The following is a 17630-nucleotide window of genomic DNA, read 5'->3' as shown; positions in this document are numbered from 1 at the left end:
TCTGGCCCAGGCCGCTTCAGATTGGCCTTGGCATGGGGGCCGCTCCCGTAGCACAGGGGGGGCATGCTTAGAACCATCGGGCTGATGAGCGGCACCTCCCTCGACGGGGTGGACGCTGCCTGGATCGAGACGGATGGCGAGGCGATCGGCCGCATCGGCCCGACGCTCACCCTGCCCTACGAGCCGGCGCTGCGGCGCGACCTGCGCCGGCTGCTCGACCTCGCGGTCGGCGTGCCGGGCGAGCCCGGGCTGGCGCCGGAGGACCCCTTCCTCGCCGATTGCGTCCACCGCCTGACCGAACGGCATGCCGAGGCGGTGGCGCGGCTGCGGGCCGAGTCGCTGCGGCTGCTGGGCGAGGATGCCGACCTCATCGGCTTCCACGGCCAGACCATCCTGCACCGCCCCGCCCGGCCGGGGGATGCCGCGCCCGGCCGCACCTGGCAGGTGGGGGATGCCGACTGGCTCGCCCGCCGCGCCGGCCTGCCGGTCGCCTTCGATTTCCGCAGCGCCGATGTCGCCGCCGGCGGCCAGGGGGCGCCGCTGGTGCCCGTGGTGCATGCGGCGCTGGCCGCCACCCTGCCCAAGCCGCTCGCCGTGCTCAACCTCGGCGGCGTCGGCAACGTCACCTGGATCGGCCGCGACCGCAGCCTGCTCGCCTTCGACACCGGCCCGGCCAATGGCCCGCTGGACGACTGGGCCCGGCGGCACACCCAGTCCGACTACGACCGCGACGGGGCGCTCGCCCTCGCCGGCCAGCCGGACGGGGCGGTGCTGGCGCGGCTGCTGGCGCATCCCTATCTCGCCGCGCCACCGCCGAAATCCCTCGACCGGCTGGATTTCGACCGGGCGCTGAAGGAGGCCGGCGCCGGCGCCCTCTCCCCCGAGGACGGCGCCGCCACCCTGGTCGCCTTCGCCGCGGTCTGCGTCGCCGCCGCGGCCCGGCACTTCCCGCAGGCGCCGCTGCAATGGCTGGTCGCCGGCGGCGGCCGGCGCAACCCGGCGCTGATGCGGGCGCTGGCCGGCGCGCTGGAGCAGCCGGTGCGGGCCGCCGAGGTGGTGGGCTGGAACGGCGACGCGCTGGAGGCGCAGGCCTTCGGCGTGCTGGCGGCGCGCTGCTGGCACGGGTTGCCGATCACCTTCCCCGGCACCACCGGGGCGCCGCAGCCCCTCGCTGGCGGGCGCATCGTCCGGGGCTGAGGCGGTCGCCGCCGCGCGGCCCGGCCGGGCTTGCGCTGCCTTGCCGCGGCAGGCTGTGACGCCCTGCGGCTCCGGAGCGAAGCACCGGGGGCCGCGCAGCGGCTTCGCGGGGATTGCTATTCCGCCGCCTGGTCCGTCGCCGGCGGCCGCAGCCAGGGCCAGCGCGCCTGGGTCACCGGGCTGTCCGGCGCATAGGCGATGCAGGTGCCGACCATGGCGGGCGGCCGCGCCGGGCGCTGGCCGGTGGCGAGGATGCGGGCGGTCTCCGCCTGCTCCTGCGCGGCCCGCAGCGGGTAGAGGGTCTGGAAGACCACCGTCGCCATCTGCCCCAGCACCTCGCGCAGATGCGTGCAGCCGAGGATGCCGCCGACCCGCTCGACCACGGCGCGGTTGAAGCCGGGGCCGATCTTCAGCCCGGCGAGGCGCGCGAAATTCGGCGCCGCGCCCGGGCAGACCGTGTAGGGCGTGTGGTCGGAGGCCGCCTCGGCCGCGACGATCACCATCGCCTCGTCCACCGTCAGCCGCAGCCAGAGCCCGTGCAGCGGCTCGCCCGGCGTGATGGTGCCGCGATCCTCGTTCTCGAAGGGGTAGGATTTGGTGTCCTCGAGATAGGCCTCGATGTCGAAGAGCCCATCCGCCCGCCGCCAGCCGCGGATGTCGATGGCGCGACGGTGCAGCATCTCGCGGGGGGCGGGCGGCGACAGGGGCATGCAGGGGGCTCCGCTTGGACACTCGACCGATTGCCTAACGCAAAACCGGGCGGCGGGGCACCGGTCCGGGGCGTGGAGCAGCCCTGCGCTGGCGCGGCAGGTGCCGGAACGCCCGCCCTTCCCCGGCGGGCGGTCACGTTTCCCTGTGGTGTGATGAACCTCGTCATGCGACCAGTCGTCGGCATCGCATCAAGCGGCTAATGGTTCCCTGACGAAGGCCGAACCCTGGGGGATGCGGACCATGCCCGAGGAATGCCGGTCCGGCCTGCCCGATATCGAGTGCATCCGCGGCTTCGCCGAGGAATCGCCGATGTCGGTGGTCGTGCTCGAAGGGCCGGCGCACCTCCTCCGCTACGCCAACCGCGCCTTCCTCGCCGCCACCGGACGGGCCGAGGCCGCCCTGCGCGACCAACCGCTCGCCGCCACCTTGCCGGAGCGCGACCTCGCCCTGCTGACGATGCTCGACGAGGTGCGGGCCACCGGCACGGCGCGGCGGGCCGAGGCCATCCCGCTCCAGCTCGGCGGGCCGCCGGCCCGCCGCTGGGATGCCGAGCTCTCGGCGATCCGCGCCGGTGGCGGCCGGGTCGCCGGCGTGCTGCTGCTGCTGCGCGACGTCACGGAGCGCGAGGCGCAGGCCGAGCGCTACCGCACCCTGGTCGAGGTCAACTCGCTCGCCGTCTGGATCGCCGCGCCGGATGGCACGCTGCTCGAGAATGCGAACTGGGCCGAGGTGACCGGCCTGGCCCCCGGCACGGCCGGCGGCCCGAGCTGGCTGGAGGCGGTGCATCCCGAGGATCGCGCGCAGGCGGCCGCGCGCTGGCTGCAGGCCATCGAGAGCGGCGAGGTCTACGAGGCCGAATACCGCCTCCGGCGCGCCGATGGCGGCTGGCGCTGGAGCGCCGCCCGCGCGGTGCTGCGGCGCGACGAGACGGGCCGGATCCTGGAATGGGTCGGCGCCAATGCGGATATCGAGGCGCGGCGGCAGGCCGAGCAGGCGCTGCGTGCCAGCGAGGACCGGTTCCGCACCCTCGCCGAGGCCATGCCGCACCTGGTCTGGCAGACCGATGCCGCCGGCCGGGTGGAGTATGTCAACCGGCGCTGGCGGGCGCTGACCGGCCTCGGCCTCGCCGCGCTGGCCGAGGAGGGCTGGCTGGCGGCGCTGCACCCCGAGGATGCGGCGCGGCTGGCGCCGGGCTGGGCGGCGGCGCTGGCCGAGGGGGGCGCGTACGACGCCGATGCGCGCATCCGCACGGCCGAGGGCGGGGCGCCCTGGCACCGGGTGCGGGCGGCCTCGGTGCGCGACGCCGCCGGGCGGATCCGGCACTGGGTCGGCACCTGCACCGATGTCGAGGAACGCCACCAGGCCGAGGCGCGGCTGCGCGAGGCCCTGGCGATGCAGGAGCAGCTGCTGCGCGAGGCGGAGCACCGCATCAAGAACAGCCTGCAACTCGTCGCCGCCCTGCTGCGGCTGCAATCCGGGCGCATGCCGGAGCCGGCGGCGCGCGAGGCGCTGGAGGCGGCGACCGCCCGCGTCCAGGCGGTGGCGGAGGCGCACCGGGCGCTGCAGCTCAGCCCCGACCTGCGCAGCGTCCGCCTCACCGACATGCTGCGCGAGCTGGCGGCCGGCGCCTCGGTGCAGCAGCCGGGCTGCGACATCCGCATCGCCGCGCCGGAGGCGCTGGCCCTCGATGCCGAGCGAGCGATCCCGCTCGCCCTGATCCTCTCCGAACTGGTGACGGATGCGCTGCGGCGCGAGCGGCCCGCGGGCGTCACGCATCCGATCTGGCTCGAGGCCAGGCAGGAGGCGGGGCGGCTGGAGGTGTCGGTGGCCGATGGCGGCCGGCTGATGCCGAGCGACCACGCCGCCGACCGGATGGGCGAGACGGTGATCCGCGCGCTGGCCCGGCAGATCGATGCCGAGCTCGTGGTCGGGGAAGGCCCCGATTCGGAGGACCGCCAGGTGACGCTGCGGATGCGGCTGCAGCCGGGCTGACCGCCCCGGGCCGCGGCGCGCCGCCCTCCCTTGCCAGCCGCCGCGGGAGCGGCTGTATGGCCGCCGACACAGAGGTGAGGACTCGGCATGACGATGCTGGAACGCCGCAGCGTGCTGCTCGGCGCGGCTTCCCTGGGCGGCGCCCGCCTGGCGCGCGCGCAGCCGCGCGACGCCGCCATCCGCATCGCCGTCCTCGCCGATTTCTCCGGCCCCTACCGCGACACCTCCGGCCCCACCGCCTTCGCCTGCGCGCAGCAGGCGGTCATGGATCTCGACCTGGCCTCGCGCGGCATCGCCGTGGAGCTGATCCAGGGCGACCACCAGAACAAGCCGGATGTCGCCCTCGCCCTGGCCCGGCAATGGATCGACACGCGCGGCGTGGACATGATCTGCGAGGTCAACAACTCCGCCATCGCCCTGGCCGTCGCCGGGCTGGTGCAGGAGAAGAACAAGGTCCAGGTCAATACCGGCGCGCTCAGCGCCGCCATCACCGGCGAGCGCTGCACCCCGAACACCGTCCACTGGGTGGCCGATACCTGGATGCTGGCCAACTCGGTCGGCACCGCCACCGTGAAGGCCGGCGGCGAGAGCTGGTACTTCGTCACCGCCGACTACGCCTTCGGCCATCAGATGGAGCGCGACCTGACGCGGGCCATCGGCGCCGCCGGCGGCAAGGTGCTCGGCGGGGCGCGCTTCCCCTTCCCCGGCACCACGGATTTCTCCTCCTTCCTGGTGCAGGCCCAGGCCAGCCGGGCCAAGGTGATCGGGCTGCTGATGGCTGGCGCCGACATGATCAACTGCATCAAGCAGGCCAAGGAGTTCGGCCTCAACCGCCGGGCCCGGCTGGTCGGCACGCCGATGTTCATCACCGACATCCATGGCATGGGGCTGGAGCAGGCGCAGGGCCTGACGGTGTGCGAGACCTTCTACTGGGACCTCAACGACCGCAGCCGCGCCTTCCTCGAGCGGGTGAAGCCGCGGACGCCGAACAACTACCCGAACCAGGAGCAGGCCGGCACCTATTCCGGCGTGCTGCACTACCTGAAGGCGGTCGCCGATCTCGGCGCCGAGCGCGCCAAGGCGAGCGGGCTCGAGGTGGTGACCCGCATGAAGGCGATGCCGACCGATGACGACGCCTTCGGCCCCGGGACGCTGCGCATCGACGGCCGCAAGATCCACCCGGCGCATCTGTTCGAGGTGAAGGCGCCGGCGGAGAGCCGCGGCGCCTGGGACTATTACCGGCTGGTCGGCACGGTCGGCGCCGAGCAGGCCTTCCGGCCGCTGCAGGAGGGCGGCTGCCCGCTGGTGAAGTAGCGGGGCCGAGCGCCCGGCGATCAGGACGGCTACACCGTCCTGCGCTCGGCATCAGGCCTCGGCGCCCTCGTCGCGCAGCAGGCTCTCGACCATGGCGGGCGGCACCTCGCCCGCCGTGTAGGCCTCGCCCGGCCCGCGCAGCAGCACGAAGCGCAGCGCGCCGTCGCGCACCTTCTTGTCCTTGCGCATCCGCCCCAGGAGCGCCGCCGCGGAATAGCGGCGCGGCAGGTCGCGGATGCGCGCCGGCAGGCCGCAGGCCTCAAGATGCGAGATGACGCGGCCGGGCAATTCCTGGCTGCACTGGCCGAGCCGGGCGGAGAGCGCGGCGGCGAGGCCGAGCCCAACCCCCACCGCCTCGCCATGCAGCAGCGCGCCGCCATAGCCGCTCTCGGCCTCCAGCGCATGGCCGAAGGTATGGCCGAGATTGAGCAGGGCGCGGCCGCCCTCGGCGCTCTCCTCCCGCTCGTCGCTCGCCACCACCGCGGATTTCAGCCGGCAGCTCTCCAGCACCGCATGCGCCTGCGCCGCGGCGTCCCCCGCCACCAGCGCCGCGCCATGCCCCTCGCACCAGCGCCACAGCGTCTCGCCGGAGAGCAGCCCGTGCTTGGCCACCTCGGCATAGCCCGCGCGCAGCTCCCGCGGCGGCAGGGTGGCGAGGGTCGCCATGTCGGCGATCACCAGCCGCGGCTGGTGGAAGGCGCCGACCAGGTTCTTGCCCAGCGCGAGGTTGACCCCGGTCTTGCCGCCGACGCTGGAATCCACCTGGGCCAGCAGCGTGGTCGGCACCTGCACGAAGGGCAGGCCGCGCAGCGCGACGGCGGCCGCGAAGCCGGCGAGGTCGCCGACCACGCCGCCGCCGAGGGCGACGACCGCCGTCCGCCGGTCCGCCCCCGCCGCCAGCATCCGCTCCAGCACCGATTGCAGGCAGGCGAAATCCTTGCTCGCCTCGCCGGGCGGCACGGCGATCTCGGCGAGGATGGCGAAGCCTGCCTCCTCCAGCCCCGCCCGCAGCACCGGCAGGTGCAGCGGCGCGACCGTCTCGTCCGTCACCACCACCACCCGGCGGCCCGGCAGCACCGGCGCCATCAGCCCGCCGGCGCGGGCCAGCAGCCCCTCGCCCACCAGGATATCGTAGCTGCGCTCGCCGAGCGTCACCGGCAGGCGGGCGGGCGGGCGCCAGGCCTCGATCGCCTCCTGGACCCGTCGCGTGGTGCTCTCCGGGCTCTCATCGGTGCAGGGAATCACGAGATCGGCCTCGGCATAGAAGGGGTGGCGGGTGGTCATCAGCCGCTGCAGCACCTCGGCCGGATCGGCGTTGAGGAACATCGGCCGGTGCTCGCGGCCGGCGACCCGGCGCAGCAGCGTCGGCATGCGGCAGCGCAGCCAGACCGAGACGGCGCCCGATCCGCGGATGGCGGCGCGGGTGCGGGCATCGGCGAAGGCGCCGCCGCCGGTCGCCAGCACCACCGGCGGACCGGCCAGCAGCCGGCTGATCACCCGGCGCTCGCCGTCGCGGAAATGCGGCTCGCCATAGCGGGCGAAGATTTCGGTGATCGGCAGCCCGGCGGCCGTCTCGATCTCGCTGTCGGCATCGAGGAAGGGCAGGCCGAGCCGCAGCGCGAGGCGGCGGCCGATCGAGGACTTGCCCGAGCCCGGCATGCCGACGAGAACGATGCTGCGCCCTTGCAGCCAGGCGGGGCCGGCCGGCAGGGCCGGCTCGGCCTGCAGCAGCTCGGTTGCCAGGGCGATGCCCGCAACGGTTCCAGGTGAGGCAGGATCACCGGGGCCGGATGGTGCGCGGGCGTTAACAATGTTGCGTGACACGATCCCTAAGGCTAGCACACCGCGGCTCTCGCGCGAGGACCCAGCCCGCAATGTTCCGACGGCCCGTATTGCTGATCGCCGTGATCCTCGTGGCCCTGGTGGTGGCCGGGCTGTTGGCGGTCGGGGCCTTCCCGCCCGCCGTCTCGCCGCAGCCGGTCGAGCGGGTGGTGCCGAACGACCGGTTCCAGACCCGCTAGCACGGGTCCCCGGTCCGGCACCGCATGGCGGCCCATCTGCTCGACGCCTTCCTCGAGATGCTCAAGGCCGAGCGCGGCGCCGCCCGCAACACCTGGACGGCCTACGAGACCGACCTCAGGGATTTCTTCGACTTCTGTGGCCGCGAGGGCACGCCGCCCGTCGCGGCCGGCACGCCGCTGCTGCGCGCCTATCTGCGGCGGCTCACCGATCTCGGCCTGCAGCCGCGCACCGCCGCCCGGCGGCTCTCGGCGCTCCGGCAATTCTACCGCTTCCTGGCCCGCGAGGCGGTGCGGCCGGACGACCCGACGGAGCTGCTGGAGGGGCCGAAGACGCCGGCCGCCCTGCCCCGGGCGATCACCGAGGCCGAGGTGGAGGCGCTCCTCGCCGGCGCCGCCACGCTGCCCGGGCATCGCGGGCCGCAGGCGGCGGCGGCGATCGAGCTGCTCTACTGCTCCGGCCTGCGGGCGAGCGAGCTGGTGGCCCTGCCGGCGGCGGCGCTGCGGCCGGATGCGCCGCTGGTCGCGGTGCGCGGCAAGGGCGGCAAGGACCGGCTGGTGCCGATCTCCGCCCGGGCCCGCGACGCGGCCCTCGCCGCCCGCGAGGCGCTGGCCGCGACCGGGCGGAAATCCGCCCAGGATGCGAGGGCGCTGCGCTGGATGTTCCCGGCGCGCGCCGCCGCGGGCCATATGACGCGGCAGGCGCTCGGGCTGCTGCTGAAGGATGCGGCGCTGGCCGCGGGGATCGCCCCGGATCGCGTCAGCCCGCATGTGCTGCGGCATTCCTTCGCCAGCCACCTGCTCGGGCGCGGCGCCGACCTGCGCAGCCTGCAGCTCCTGCTCGGCCATGCCGACATCGCCACCACCCAGATCTACACCAAGGTGCTGGAGGAGCGGCTGCGGGCGCTGGTCGAGGCGCATCACCCGCTGGCCGGGGGACGGGAAGCGCCGCCGCCGGCGGACGCCTGACGCCGGGCGCTCGGCATGGGCCCGGACGGTCGCGGCTTCCGCCTCCGGCGCTTTTCCGCTAACCCCGGCGCCTGAGGGACCCGTCCTGCGGCGCCCGCGCGCCGCGGCGGGAGATTCGTTGCGATTCGCCCAGGCCCCGTGCCGGGCCACAGGGACCCGATGCGCCACTTCCTGGATTTCGAGAAGCCGATCGCCGAGCTCGAGGGCAAGATCGAGGAGCTGCGCCGCACCACCGATGCCGGCGGCATCGACGTGGCGGAGGAGGTCGCGAAGCTGCGCGACAAGGCGCAGACCCTGCTCAAGACCACCTATGCCAAGCTGACGCCCTGGCAGAAGACCCTGGTCGCCCGCCACCCGGACCGGCCGAAATGCCTCGACTACATCCGGGCCCATATCGAGGAATGGACGCCGCTGGCCGGCGACCGCGCCTTCGCCGACGACGCGGCGGTGGTGGGCGGCCTCGGCCGCTTCCGCGGCCGCGCCGTCGCCGTGCTCGGCACCGAGAAGGGCGCCGACACCGAGAGCCGGGTGAAGCACAATTTCGGCATGGCGCGGCCGGAGGGCTACCGCAAGGCGCGGCGGATCATGGAGCTGGCCGGCCGCTTCGGCCTGCCCATCCTCTCCTTCGTCGACACCGCCGGCGCCTTCCCCGGCATCGAGGCGGAGGCGCGCGGCCAGGCCGAGGCCATCGCCCGCTCGATCGAGGCGGGGCTGGACGCGCCGGTGCCCTTCGTCGCCACCATCATCGGCGAGGGCGGCTCCGGCGGCGCCATCGCGCTCGCCGCCGCCGACCGGGTGCTGATGCTGGAGCACAGCGTCTATTCGGTGATCTCGCCGGAGGGCTGCGCCAGCATCCTCTGGCGCGACGCCGCCCAGGCGCCGGCCGCGGCCGAGGCGCTGAAGCTGACCGCCGAGGATCTCCGCCGGCTGAACCTGGTCGATGCCGTGGTGCCGGAGCCGATGGGCGGCGCGCAGCGCGACCCGGCGGCGGCGCTGAAGGCGGTGGGCGACAAGGTCTGGGAGAGCCTGGAACCGCTGCTCGCCTTCGACGGCGCGACGCTGCGGGCCCGCCGGCGGGAGAAATTCCTCGAGATGGGCCGGCACGGCGTGGCGTGACCCGGGCGGGGGACGGAGCCTCCGCAGGATGAGCCGGCAGCACATCCCCGACCTCTCCGCCCGCCAGCTCCTCGCTGTGTTGACGCTGGCCGAGCAGGGCAGCTTCGTTGCCGCCGCCGCCACCCTCGCCTGCTCGCAGCCGGCGCTGACCCGCAGCATCCGCCGGGTCGAGGATGTGCTGGGCGTCGCCCTGTTCGAGCGCACCACCCGCCGGGTGCGGCTGACCGCGGCGGGGCGGGAATTCCTGCCCACCGCCGAGCGGCTGCTGCACGAGCTCGGCATGCTCGCCCGCAGCCTCAGCGAGATCGCGGCCGAGAGCCGCGGCCAGGTGGTGCTGGCCTGCATCATGTCGGCCGCGACCGGCGTGCTGCCCGGCCTGCTCGCCGCCTGGACCGCCGCCCGGCCCGGGGTCGAGCTGCAGGTGCGGGAGGGGGTGCATGGCCATGTGCTGGCCGAGGTGCAGGCGGGCGCCGCGGATTTCGGCCTCACCTATGTCGATGCCCTGCCGCCGGGGCTGGTCGCCGAGCCGCTCGGCCAGGCGCATTTCGTCGCCGTGGCGCCGCCGGGCCACGCCCTGGCGCGGCGGGAGGAGCCGGTGGCGCTGGCCTCCCTCGCCGGCGAGCGGCTGATCGCCTTCCCCCCGGACTCCCGCACCCGCCGCATCATCGAGGCGGCGGCATCCGACGCCGGCCTCACCCTCCGCCCCCGCCTCACCGTGACGCAATTCGCCACCATGCTGCGCCTGGTCCGCGCCGGGGCGGGACTCGCCATCGTGCCGGCGACGGCGGTGGCGGGTTCGGCCGGCGAGGGCCTCGCCGTGCTGCCCCTGGCGCCGCCGGGGCTGAGCCGGCGGGTCGGGCTGGTGACGCAGGCGGGCCGGACTCCCTCGCCGCCGGCGGCGGGGCTGATGGGCGCGCTGCGGGATGGCTGGCCGGGCGGCGCATCCATGCAAAATCTGGAATAATCTTTGCCAGCATGCCGGGCTTGGCATAGGTGGCGCGGCTGCGCATCCTTCCCGAAGCAAGGGCCCCGCGGGCCGGACCCGCCCAGGGGCAAGGGAGCGACGCCATGTCCGCCACCGAGGAGATCGCCGGCCACCACGCCGTGACACCCGGCACCGACCTCGTCGAATACTACTTCGCCCGCGGCTGGACGGATGGCCTGCCGGTGGTGCCGCCGACGCCCGAGAAGGTGGCCGCCTTCGTCGATGCGCTCGGCGGCGAGCCCGATGCGGTGGAGGGCAAGGTGGCGCCGCGCTGGGGGCTGCTGACGCGCGAGGTGCTCGCCATCAACGCCGTCATGGCCGGCTGCCTGCCCGCCTATGCCCCGGTGCTGCGGGCGGCGCTGCGGGCGCTGATGGACCCCGGCTTCAACCTGAACGGCGTGCAGGCGACGACGCATATGGCGGCGCCCCTGGTGATCGTGAACGGGCCGGTGGCGCGGGAGATCGGCATGAATGGCGGCGCCAGCGCCTTCGGCCCCGGCAACCGCGCCAACGCCACCATCGGCCGCGCCATCCGGCTGGTGCTGCTGAATGTCGGCGGGGCGCATCCGCCCGATCTCGACAAATGCACGCTCGGCAACCCGGCCAAGTACAGCTACGCCATCTGCGAGAACGAGGCGGACAGCCCCTTCGCCCCCTACCATGTCGAGCAGGGCTGGGCGCCGGAGGCGAGCACGGTCTTCGCCATGGCGGCCGAGGCGCCGCACAGCGTCACCGACCATCAGTGCAACGACCCCGAGGGCATCCTCGACACCATGTGCTCGGCGATGAGCACCATCGCCACGAACAACGCCGTGCTGTCGGGGCATTGCGCCGTGGCGCTCGGGCTCGAGCATGCGCGGAGCATCGCCCGGCATGGCTGGACCCGCAGCGACATCCGCCACTATCTCTGGATGCACAGCGGCAACGCCTTCCGGCTGATCACCCGCGACCATCGCTACGGCCGTGTCTACAACCGCAACCTGCCGAAATGGTACAAGCGGGACCCCGACAGCCGCATCCCGATCGTGCCCTCGCCCGACAACATCCATCTCTTCGTCCTCGGCGGCGATGCCGGGCGCTTCTCCGCCTTCATCCCCGGCTGGGGCCATATGAACACGCCGGTGATGCAGCCGGTCTTCGCCGATGCGGCGGTGCCGACGGGGCCGGACTGCGCCGGCGGCGTCTGCGCGATCTGATGTCGGCGTGCATTGATGTTGCCACATCAATGCCCTCAAACGCCGGCGCCGCTTCCAGCGGCTTGGCTTCGCGGCATAAGCCGCGGCGCCCGTTCGGGCGCTCGGCCCCGCGGGCCGCAGCTAGGAACGTCGTGAGCTTGGTAGGAGGGAGGAAACGCCATGCTGCTCCGGGTGGATGACGCCAGGGCCTTCGTCTTCGACCCGCGCGGGCGGGTGGAGAGCGCGGCGACGCCGCTCGCCCCGCGGCGGCCGCGGCTCGACGGGCTGCGGCTCGGCGTGCTCGACAACAGCAAGTGGAACGCCAACAAGCTGCTGCGCGGCGCCGTCGCGGCGCTGGGCGAGCGCTTCGCCTTCGGCGCGGTGAGCTACTACGTCAAGCACAGCTTCTCGAAGGATGCGGCGCCGGAGCTGATCGAGCGCATCGCGACGGAGTGCGACATCCTGCTCACCGCCATCGGCGATTGCGGCTCCTGCTGCTCCTGCTGCGTCCGCGACAGCATCGCGCTGGAGCGACGCGGCCTCGCCGCCGCCTGCATCATCACCACGGAATTCGCCCGCGAGACGGAGCTGACCCGCGCCGCGCTCGGCATGCCGGCGCTGCAGCCGGTGGTGATCGACCATCCGGTGAGCTCGATCACCGCCGAGGAGGTGGCAGCGCGGGTGCGGCAGATCGAGGCCCAGGCGGTGGCGGTCTGGACCGGGGCCGAGGCCACGGCGCGAGGCTGATACGAACGGCATGAATGGCCCATTCATGCCGAGCGCCCGAACGGGCGCCGCGCCAAGTGGCGCGTAGCCAAGGTTTGCGGAGCAAACCGCCCGGCGACTGAGGGGCCGTTGATGGGTCACCATCAACGGCCGTTCGTATGAGCCGGCCCGGCCGACCCACCGGACCGCACGCCAAAGGTCCGGCCCTTCGACCGGTCCGAGGCCCCCATGCGGTCACGCATGAGGGCCTCGGATATCAATGGAAAACCCGGCCGGCGTCGATCACCACCGTCTGGCCGGTCATCGTCTCCGAGCGCGCCATGGTCACCACCATCTCGGCGCAATCATCCTTGTCGGCGGCCTTCTTCAGCAGGGCGCCCGAGGCGGAGCGCTCGATCTGCGCCGGGCTGAGATTGGCCGTGGCCCGCGTGCCCTCCAGCAGCCCCGGCGCCACGCAATTGACCAGCACCTCCGGCGCCAGGGCGACCGCCATGCAGCGCGTCAGGTGAATCAGCCCGGCCTTGGAGACGGCATAGGCGATGGAGGAGCCCTGCGGCCCGAGCCCGGCGACGGAGGCGATGTTGACGATCCGCCCCCGCCCCTGCGCCTTCATCACCGGCGCCACCGCCTTGATGAGGCGCATCGGCCCGGTGAGGTTCACCGCCATGATCCGCTCCCAGAGCTCGATGGTCAGCCCGTCGAGATCGGCGAAAGGGACGGATTTGTTGTAGGCGGCGTCGTTCACCAGCAGGTCGATGCGGCCATGGCGCCGCATCACCGCCTCGACCAGCGCCGCCACCGAGGCCTCGTCGGTGACATCGCAGCGATGCGCCGCCGCCTCGATGCCGTATTGCGCGGCGAGCTCGCCGGCCACCGCCTCGGCCTCGGCGCGGCTCTCGGCATAGACCACGGCGATGCTCGCCCCCGCGCGCGCCAGGGCATGGCAGATGCGCTGCCCGAGCCCGCCATTGCCGCCCGTCACCACGGCGACCGCCCCCTTGAGCTCCATGGCCCATCCCTCCCTGCGGAAGCCGCGAGACTGCGGCCTCCGCCAGGGGGCGGGCAAGCCGGCGCGGCTCAGCCCGTCCCGAGCGCCAGGGCCGTCGCCACGCGCTGGGCGAAGCCGGCCGGGTCGCGCGGCGGCTCGCCATCCTGGATGCGGGCGAGGTCGAAGAGCAGCCCGGCCACCTCGCCCAGCTCCGCCTCGGCCTCCGGCCCGGCGAGGCGGCGGAGCAGCGGATGCCGCGGGTTGACCTCCAGCACCGGCAGGCCGGCCCCCATCTCGCGCCCGGCGCGGCGCATCAGGCGCTGCAATTGCAGGTCCGGCCCATGCTCCGGCGCGGCCAGCACGGCGGCGCTGTCCACCAGCCGGTCCGTCGCCCGCACCGCCGAGACGGCGTCCTTCAGCGCCTCCTGCAGCCGCGGCAGCAGGGCGGTGAGATCGGCCGCCTCCCCGCCAGCCTCCCCGGCGCCGCCCTCGCCGAGCTTCGAGAGGTCCACCGTGCCCTGGGTGATGCTGCGGATCGGCTTGCCCTCGAAGGCGTCCAGCCGCTCCGGCCAGAAGGCGTCGATCTGGTCGGTGAGCAGCAGCACCTCGACGCCGCGGGCGCGGAAGCCCTCGAGCTGCGGCGACTTGGCCAGGGCGGCGGGGTCCTCGCCGACCAGGACGTAGATCTGCTCCTGCCCCGGCTTCATGCGGGCGACGTAGTCGGCGAGCGAGGTCCAGCCCTCCACCGCCGAGGAGCGGAAGCGCAGCAGCGCGGCGACATCCTGCCGGTGCTCGGCATCCTCCCAGACGCCCTCCTTCAGGATGGGGCCGAAATTCTCCCAGAACTTGGCGTAGTCCGCGGCATCCTTGGCGCGGGTCTTCAGCTCGGACAGGACGCGGCCCGTCACGGCGCGGCGGATGCGGGCCAGCACCGGCGTCGCCTGCAGCATCTCGCGCGAGACGTTGAGCGGCAGGTCCTCGGTGTCCACCACGCCATGCACGAAGCGCAGCCAGGGCGGCAGCAGCGCCGCCTGGTCGGTGATGAACATGCGCCGGACATGCAGCCGCACCCGGCTCTCCCGCTCCCCCTCCACCGCCTGGAAGGGCTTCATGCCGGGGATGAAGAGCAGCGCCGCGAAGTCGAGCGCCCCCTCGGCGCGCCAGTGCAGCACCGCCCAGGGCGTGTCGAAGACATGGCCGAGATGGCGGTAGAACTCGGTGTAGCTCGCCTCGCTGACCTCGGCCTTCGGCTTGCGCCAGAGCGCCGTGCCCTCGTTCGCCGGCTCGTCCTTGCCGTCATGGGTGACAAGGATCGGGATGGTGATGTGGTCCGCCCATTTGCGGATGATCGCCTGCAGGCGGAAGGGCTCGAGGAATTCCTCGGCCTCCGGCTTCAGGTGCAGCACCACGTCGGTGCCCGGCTCGGCGCGCGTGGCGGGGGCGAGGGTGTAGTCCCCCTTCCCCTCCGAGGCCCAGGTCCAGGCCTCCTCGCTGCCGGCGCGGCGGGAGGTGACCTCCACCCGCTCGGCCACCATGAAGGCCGAGTAGAAGCCGACGCCGAACTGGCCGATCAGGCTCGGCCGCTCCGCCGCCGGCCGCTCGGCCAGGGCGCGGGTGAAGGCGAGGGTGCCGGAGCGGGCGATGGTGCCGAGATGCTCGGCCAGCTCCGCCTTGCTCATGCCGATGCCGGGGTCGGCGATGCGCAGCGTCCGCGCCGGCTTGTCCGGCACGATGCGCAGCGCGGTCTCGGCCGGCATGCCGAGCGCCGGGTCGGTCAGCGCCTCGAAGCGGCGCCGGTCCACGGCATCGGCGGCGTTCGCCACCAGCTCGCGCAGGAAGATCTCGCGCTCGGTGTAGAGCGCATGCACCACCAGATCGAGGAGGCGCCCCACCTCGGCGCCGAATTCGTGCCGCTCCAGGGTCTCGCCCATTCCAGCCCTCTCATGCGTTGCGGTCAGGCAGCGGCCGATATGTGCGCACGGCGGGAGGCTTGCAACGGTTGCCCCGTGGCGCCGGAGCGCGGCCGGCGGCGGCGACCGGGCGCAGGATGCCGCCCCTCCTGCAAAAAAGGGCTTGTTTTCGACTAGTCTTAGATATATCTAAATCCAGTCTTAAACAGGAACCAAGACATCATGCATTCCCATCACCACCGCCGCTTCCCGCCGCAGGGCGACCACCGGCAACGCTTCGCCCGGCACGAGCACGAGCTGCATCCCTTCGGCCGGGGCCGGCATGGCCGGGGCGGCGGCCGCTCGGGCCTCGGCCGCCTCTTCGCCCATGGCGACCTGCGCCTCGTCATCCTCGACCTCATCGCCCGCAAGCCGCGGCATGGCTACGAGCTCATCAAGGCGATCGAGGACCAGGCCGGCGGCGCCTACAGCCCGAGCCCCGGCGTGATCTACCCGACGCTCACCCTCCTCGAGGAACTCGGCTACGTCACCACCAGCCTCGCCGAAGGCGGCGCGAAGAAGCTGCACGGCATCACCGCCGAGGGAGAGGCCTTCCTCGCCGCCAACCGGCCGGCGGTCGATGCCCTGCTCGCCCGCATGGCCGAGACCAGCCGCCTGCATGCCGGCGGCCAGGCGCCGCAGATCCTGCGGGCCATGGAGAACCTCAAGCTCGCGCTGCGCATGCGCCTCGCCCGCGGTCCGCTGACCCCGGAGCAGGCCGATGCCGTCGCCGCCGCGCTCGACGCCGCCGCCCTGGCGGTGGAGCGGAGCTGAGGCCCATGCCAGGCGCCGAGGCGCGGGTGCCGACCGCCGGGGCGGACCGCCACCTGCTCCAGCTCTGCCGGCATTTCGGCCGCGCGCTGCCGACCCGCCTCGAAGCGGCGCGTGGCCGGATCGCCTTCCAGGGCGGCCGATGCAGCCTGGAGGCGGCCGGCGAGACCCTGGTCCTGCGCATCGCCGCCGAGGATCCGGCGGCGCTGGTACGGCTCAAGACGGTGCTGGCGGAGCATCTGCAGCGCTTCGCCCCGCGCGAGCCGCTCGCCATCGACTGGCGGCCGCTCGGCTGAGCGGCCGGCGCATCGCCCGCCGGCCCCGGCCTCAGGCCACCAGCGCCGGCCGCCGCTGCCGCCAGGGCGTCGCCCGCTCATAGGCATCGCCGGCCCGCAGCACCGTCGCCTCGTCGAAGAGCCGCCCGACGATCTGCAGCGAGAAGGGCAGGCCCGCGGCATCGAAGCCCATGCAGAGCGCGAGCGCCGGGTTGCCGCCGACATTGAAGGCGGTGGTGTAGCTGCGCTTGGTGAACAGCGTCTCCGGCGGCACCGGCTGCAGCGGCCGGGCCGGCTCGCCGGTCGGCAGCATCAGCACGTCCACCTCCGCGAAGGCGGCCTGCATGCGCCGCGCCAGCAGGCTGCGCTGCCGCATGGCCTGGACATAGGTCTCGGCGCGCACCAAGCCGCCGGCGATGATGCGCCAGCGCAGGCTCGCCCCGAACAGCTCGGGCGTCTCGCGGAGCTGCCGCGCATGGATCGAGAAGAGCTCGACGACGGCGATGATCTTCTTGCAGTCCTCGTACTCCTGCAGCGGCGGCAGCGAGACCGGCTGCACCGTGGCGCCGAGGCCGCGGAACACGTCGAGCGCCGCCGTCAGCGCCACCCGGGTCGGCGCCGAGGCGGGCAGGTCCTCCTCGATCCAGCGCCAGGGCACGCCGATGCGCAGGCCGCGGACATCGCCGGTCAGCGCCGCCCGGTAATCCGGCACCGGCCGGTCGGCCGAGCCGGGATCCCGCGGATCATGCCCGGCGGTGATGCCGAGCAGGATCGCCACATCCTCCACCGTCCAGGCCAGCGGCCCGGCATGGTCGTGCGAGAAGCAGTTGGGCAGCACGCCGCGGCGGCTGACGCGGCCATAGCTCGGCTTCAGCCCGGCGATGCCGTTGGCCGCCGCCGGGCCGCGGATGGAGCCGCCGGTGTCCGAGCCCATGCTGGCCAGCACCAGCCCGGCGGCGATCGAGGCGCCGGAGCCGGAGGAGGAGCCGGCCGGGTCCCGCGTCAGGTCCCAGGGGTTGCGGCAGGGCGGGAACAGCACGTCCCAGGCCGGGCCGCCATGCGCGAACTCCCAGGTCGCCGCCTTGCCGAGCAGCACGCCGCCGGCCGCCTGCAGGCGTTCCTGCGCATCGCAATCAGCCGCCGGCACATGGTCGGCGAGCTGCCTCGACTGCGCCGTGGTGCGGATGCCCCGCGTCTCGAAGATGTCCTTCAGGTTGTAGGGGATGCCGTGCATCGGGCCGCGGTAATCCCCGGCCATGATCGCCGCCTCGGCCGCCCGCGCCTCGGCCAGGGCGCGCTCGCGCGTCAGGGTGACGAAGCTGCACAGCCGCTCGTCCACCGCCTCGATCCGCCGCAGGCAATCCGCCAGCAGCTCCACCGGCGAGAGGTCGCGGCGCTCGATCCGCCGCGCCGCCTCGGCGAGGCTCAGCATCGCCGTCATGCC

General features: G+C 73.8%; 15 protein-coding genes. 10 read left to right on the top strand and 5 right to left on the bottom strand.

What is annotated here, in order from left to right; all coding sequences use genetic code 11:
- The first annotated feature begins 63 nt into the window (after positions 1-63).
- Positions 64-1197: an anhydro-N-acetylmuramic acid kinase gene (locus tag DOO78_RS17485; RefSeq protein WP_111471149.1), complete on the top strand. Its 1134-nt coding sequence runs from the start codon at positions 64-66 to the stop codon at positions 1195-1197.
- Between the two features lie 116 nt (positions 1198-1313).
- On the opposite strand, the gene DOO78_RS17480 is transcribed toward DOO78_RS17485, so the two are convergent.
- On the bottom strand, positions 1314-1907 hold the full coding sequence (locus tag DOO78_RS17480; RefSeq protein ID WP_111471148.1) for a DUF2889 domain-containing protein: 594 nt from the start codon (positions 1905-1907) through the stop codon (positions 1314-1316).
- Between the two features lie 241 nt (positions 1908-2148).
- On the opposite strand from DOO78_RS17480, the gene DOO78_RS17475 reads away from it, so the two are divergent.
- A complete protein-coding gene (locus DOO78_RS17475; protein ID WP_165838952.1) occupies positions 2149-3900 on the top strand; it encodes a PAS domain-containing protein in 1752 nt (583 codons plus the stop codon).
- Between the two features lie 87 nt (positions 3901-3987).
- The gene (locus tag DOO78_RS17470; RefSeq protein ID WP_111471146.1) at positions 3988-5214 is read left to right on the top strand and encodes an ABC transporter substrate-binding protein; all 1227 of its coding nucleotides are present in this window, start codon (positions 3988-3990) and stop codon (positions 5212-5214) included.
- A 51-nt stretch (positions 5215-5265) separates the two neighbouring features.
- On the opposite strand, the gene aroB is transcribed toward DOO78_RS17470, so the two are convergent.
- Complete coding sequence (gene aroB / locus DOO78_RS17465; RefSeq protein ID WP_111471145.1) at positions 5266-6873, bottom strand: 3-dehydroquinate synthase; 1608 nt, start codon at positions 6871-6873, stop codon at positions 5266-5268.
- A 386-nt stretch (positions 6874-7259) separates the two neighbouring features.
- Between aroB and DOO78_RS17460 the strand changes: the two genes are divergently transcribed.
- The 5 genes from DOO78_RS17460 to DOO78_RS17440 all read left to right on the top strand — a co-directional run bounded on the left by DOO78_RS17460 (position 7260) and on the right by DOO78_RS17440 (position 12224).
- On the top strand, positions 7260-8201 hold the full coding sequence (locus DOO78_RS17460) for a tyrosine recombinase (protein ID WP_111471144.1): 942 nt from the start codon (positions 7260-7262) through the stop codon (positions 8199-8201).
- 159 nt (positions 8202-8360) lie between these two features.
- On the top strand, positions 8361-9317 hold the full coding sequence (locus DOO78_RS17455) for an acetyl-CoA carboxylase carboxyltransferase subunit alpha (protein WP_111471143.1): 957 nt from the start codon (positions 8361-8363) through the stop codon (positions 9315-9317).
- A gap of 28 nt (positions 9318-9345) precedes the next feature.
- Positions 9346-10281 (top strand): LysR family transcriptional regulator, encoded by a 936-nt coding sequence (locus tag DOO78_RS17450; protein WP_111471142.1) that lies wholly within the window; start codon positions 9346-9348, stop codon positions 10279-10281.
- Between the two features lie 104 nt (positions 10282-10385).
- Positions 10386-11498 carry a hypothetical protein gene (locus tag DOO78_RS17445; protein WP_207802951.1) on the top strand — a complete coding sequence of 371 codons (1113 nt, stop codon included), beginning with the start codon at positions 10386-10388 and terminating at the stop codon, positions 11496-11498.
- A gap of 159 nt (positions 11499-11657) precedes the next feature.
- Positions 11658-12224 (top strand): UGSC family (seleno)protein, encoded by a 567-nt coding sequence (locus tag DOO78_RS17440; protein ID WP_111471141.1) that lies wholly within the window; start codon positions 11658-11660, stop codon positions 12222-12224.
- Between the two features lie 235 nt (positions 12225-12459).
- On the opposite strand, the gene DOO78_RS17435 is transcribed toward DOO78_RS17440, so the two are convergent.
- Together DOO78_RS17435 and htpG are read right to left on the bottom strand one after the other, a co-directional pair.
- The gene (locus DOO78_RS17435) at positions 12460-13212 is read right to left on the bottom strand and encodes an SDR family NAD(P)-dependent oxidoreductase (RefSeq protein WP_111471140.1); all 753 of its coding nucleotides are present in this window, start codon (positions 13210-13212) and stop codon (positions 12460-12462) included.
- A gap of 68 nt (positions 13213-13280) precedes the next feature.
- On the bottom strand, positions 13281-15122 hold the full coding sequence (gene htpG, locus DOO78_RS17430; RefSeq protein ID WP_111471139.1) for a molecular chaperone HtpG: 1842 nt from the start codon (positions 15120-15122) through the stop codon (positions 13281-13283).
- A gap of 201 nt (positions 15123-15323) precedes the next feature.
- On the opposite strand from htpG, the gene DOO78_RS17425 reads away from it, so the two are divergent.
- Together DOO78_RS17425 and DOO78_RS17420 are read left to right on the top strand one after the other, a co-directional pair.
- A complete protein-coding gene (locus DOO78_RS17425) occupies positions 15324-15914 on the top strand; it encodes a PadR family transcriptional regulator (protein ID WP_111471138.1) in 591 nt (196 codons plus the stop codon).
- Positions 15915-15919: 5 nt separating this feature from the next.
- The gene (locus DOO78_RS17420; RefSeq protein WP_111471137.1) at positions 15920-16207 is read left to right on the top strand and encodes a DUF2218 domain-containing protein; all 288 of its coding nucleotides are present in this window, start codon (positions 15920-15922) and stop codon (positions 16205-16207) included.
- Positions 16208-16238: 31 nt separating this feature from the next.
- Here DOO78_RS17420 and DOO78_RS17415 read toward each other — a convergent pair whose 3' ends face one another.
- Positions 16239-17627 (bottom strand): amidase, encoded by a 1389-nt coding sequence (locus tag DOO78_RS17415; RefSeq protein WP_111471136.1) that lies wholly within the window; start codon positions 17625-17627, stop codon positions 16239-16241.
- Positions 17628-17630: the final 3 nt, after the last annotated feature.

This window comes from Roseicella frigidaeris (assembly GCF_003258945.1).
GTDB classification, from domain to species: Bacteria; Pseudomonadota; Alphaproteobacteria; order Acetobacterales; family Acetobacteraceae; genus Paracraurococcus; species Paracraurococcus frigidaeris.
Note: the sequence above shows the minus strand (reverse complement) of the source record. Positions and strands in the feature narration are given on the sequence as shown.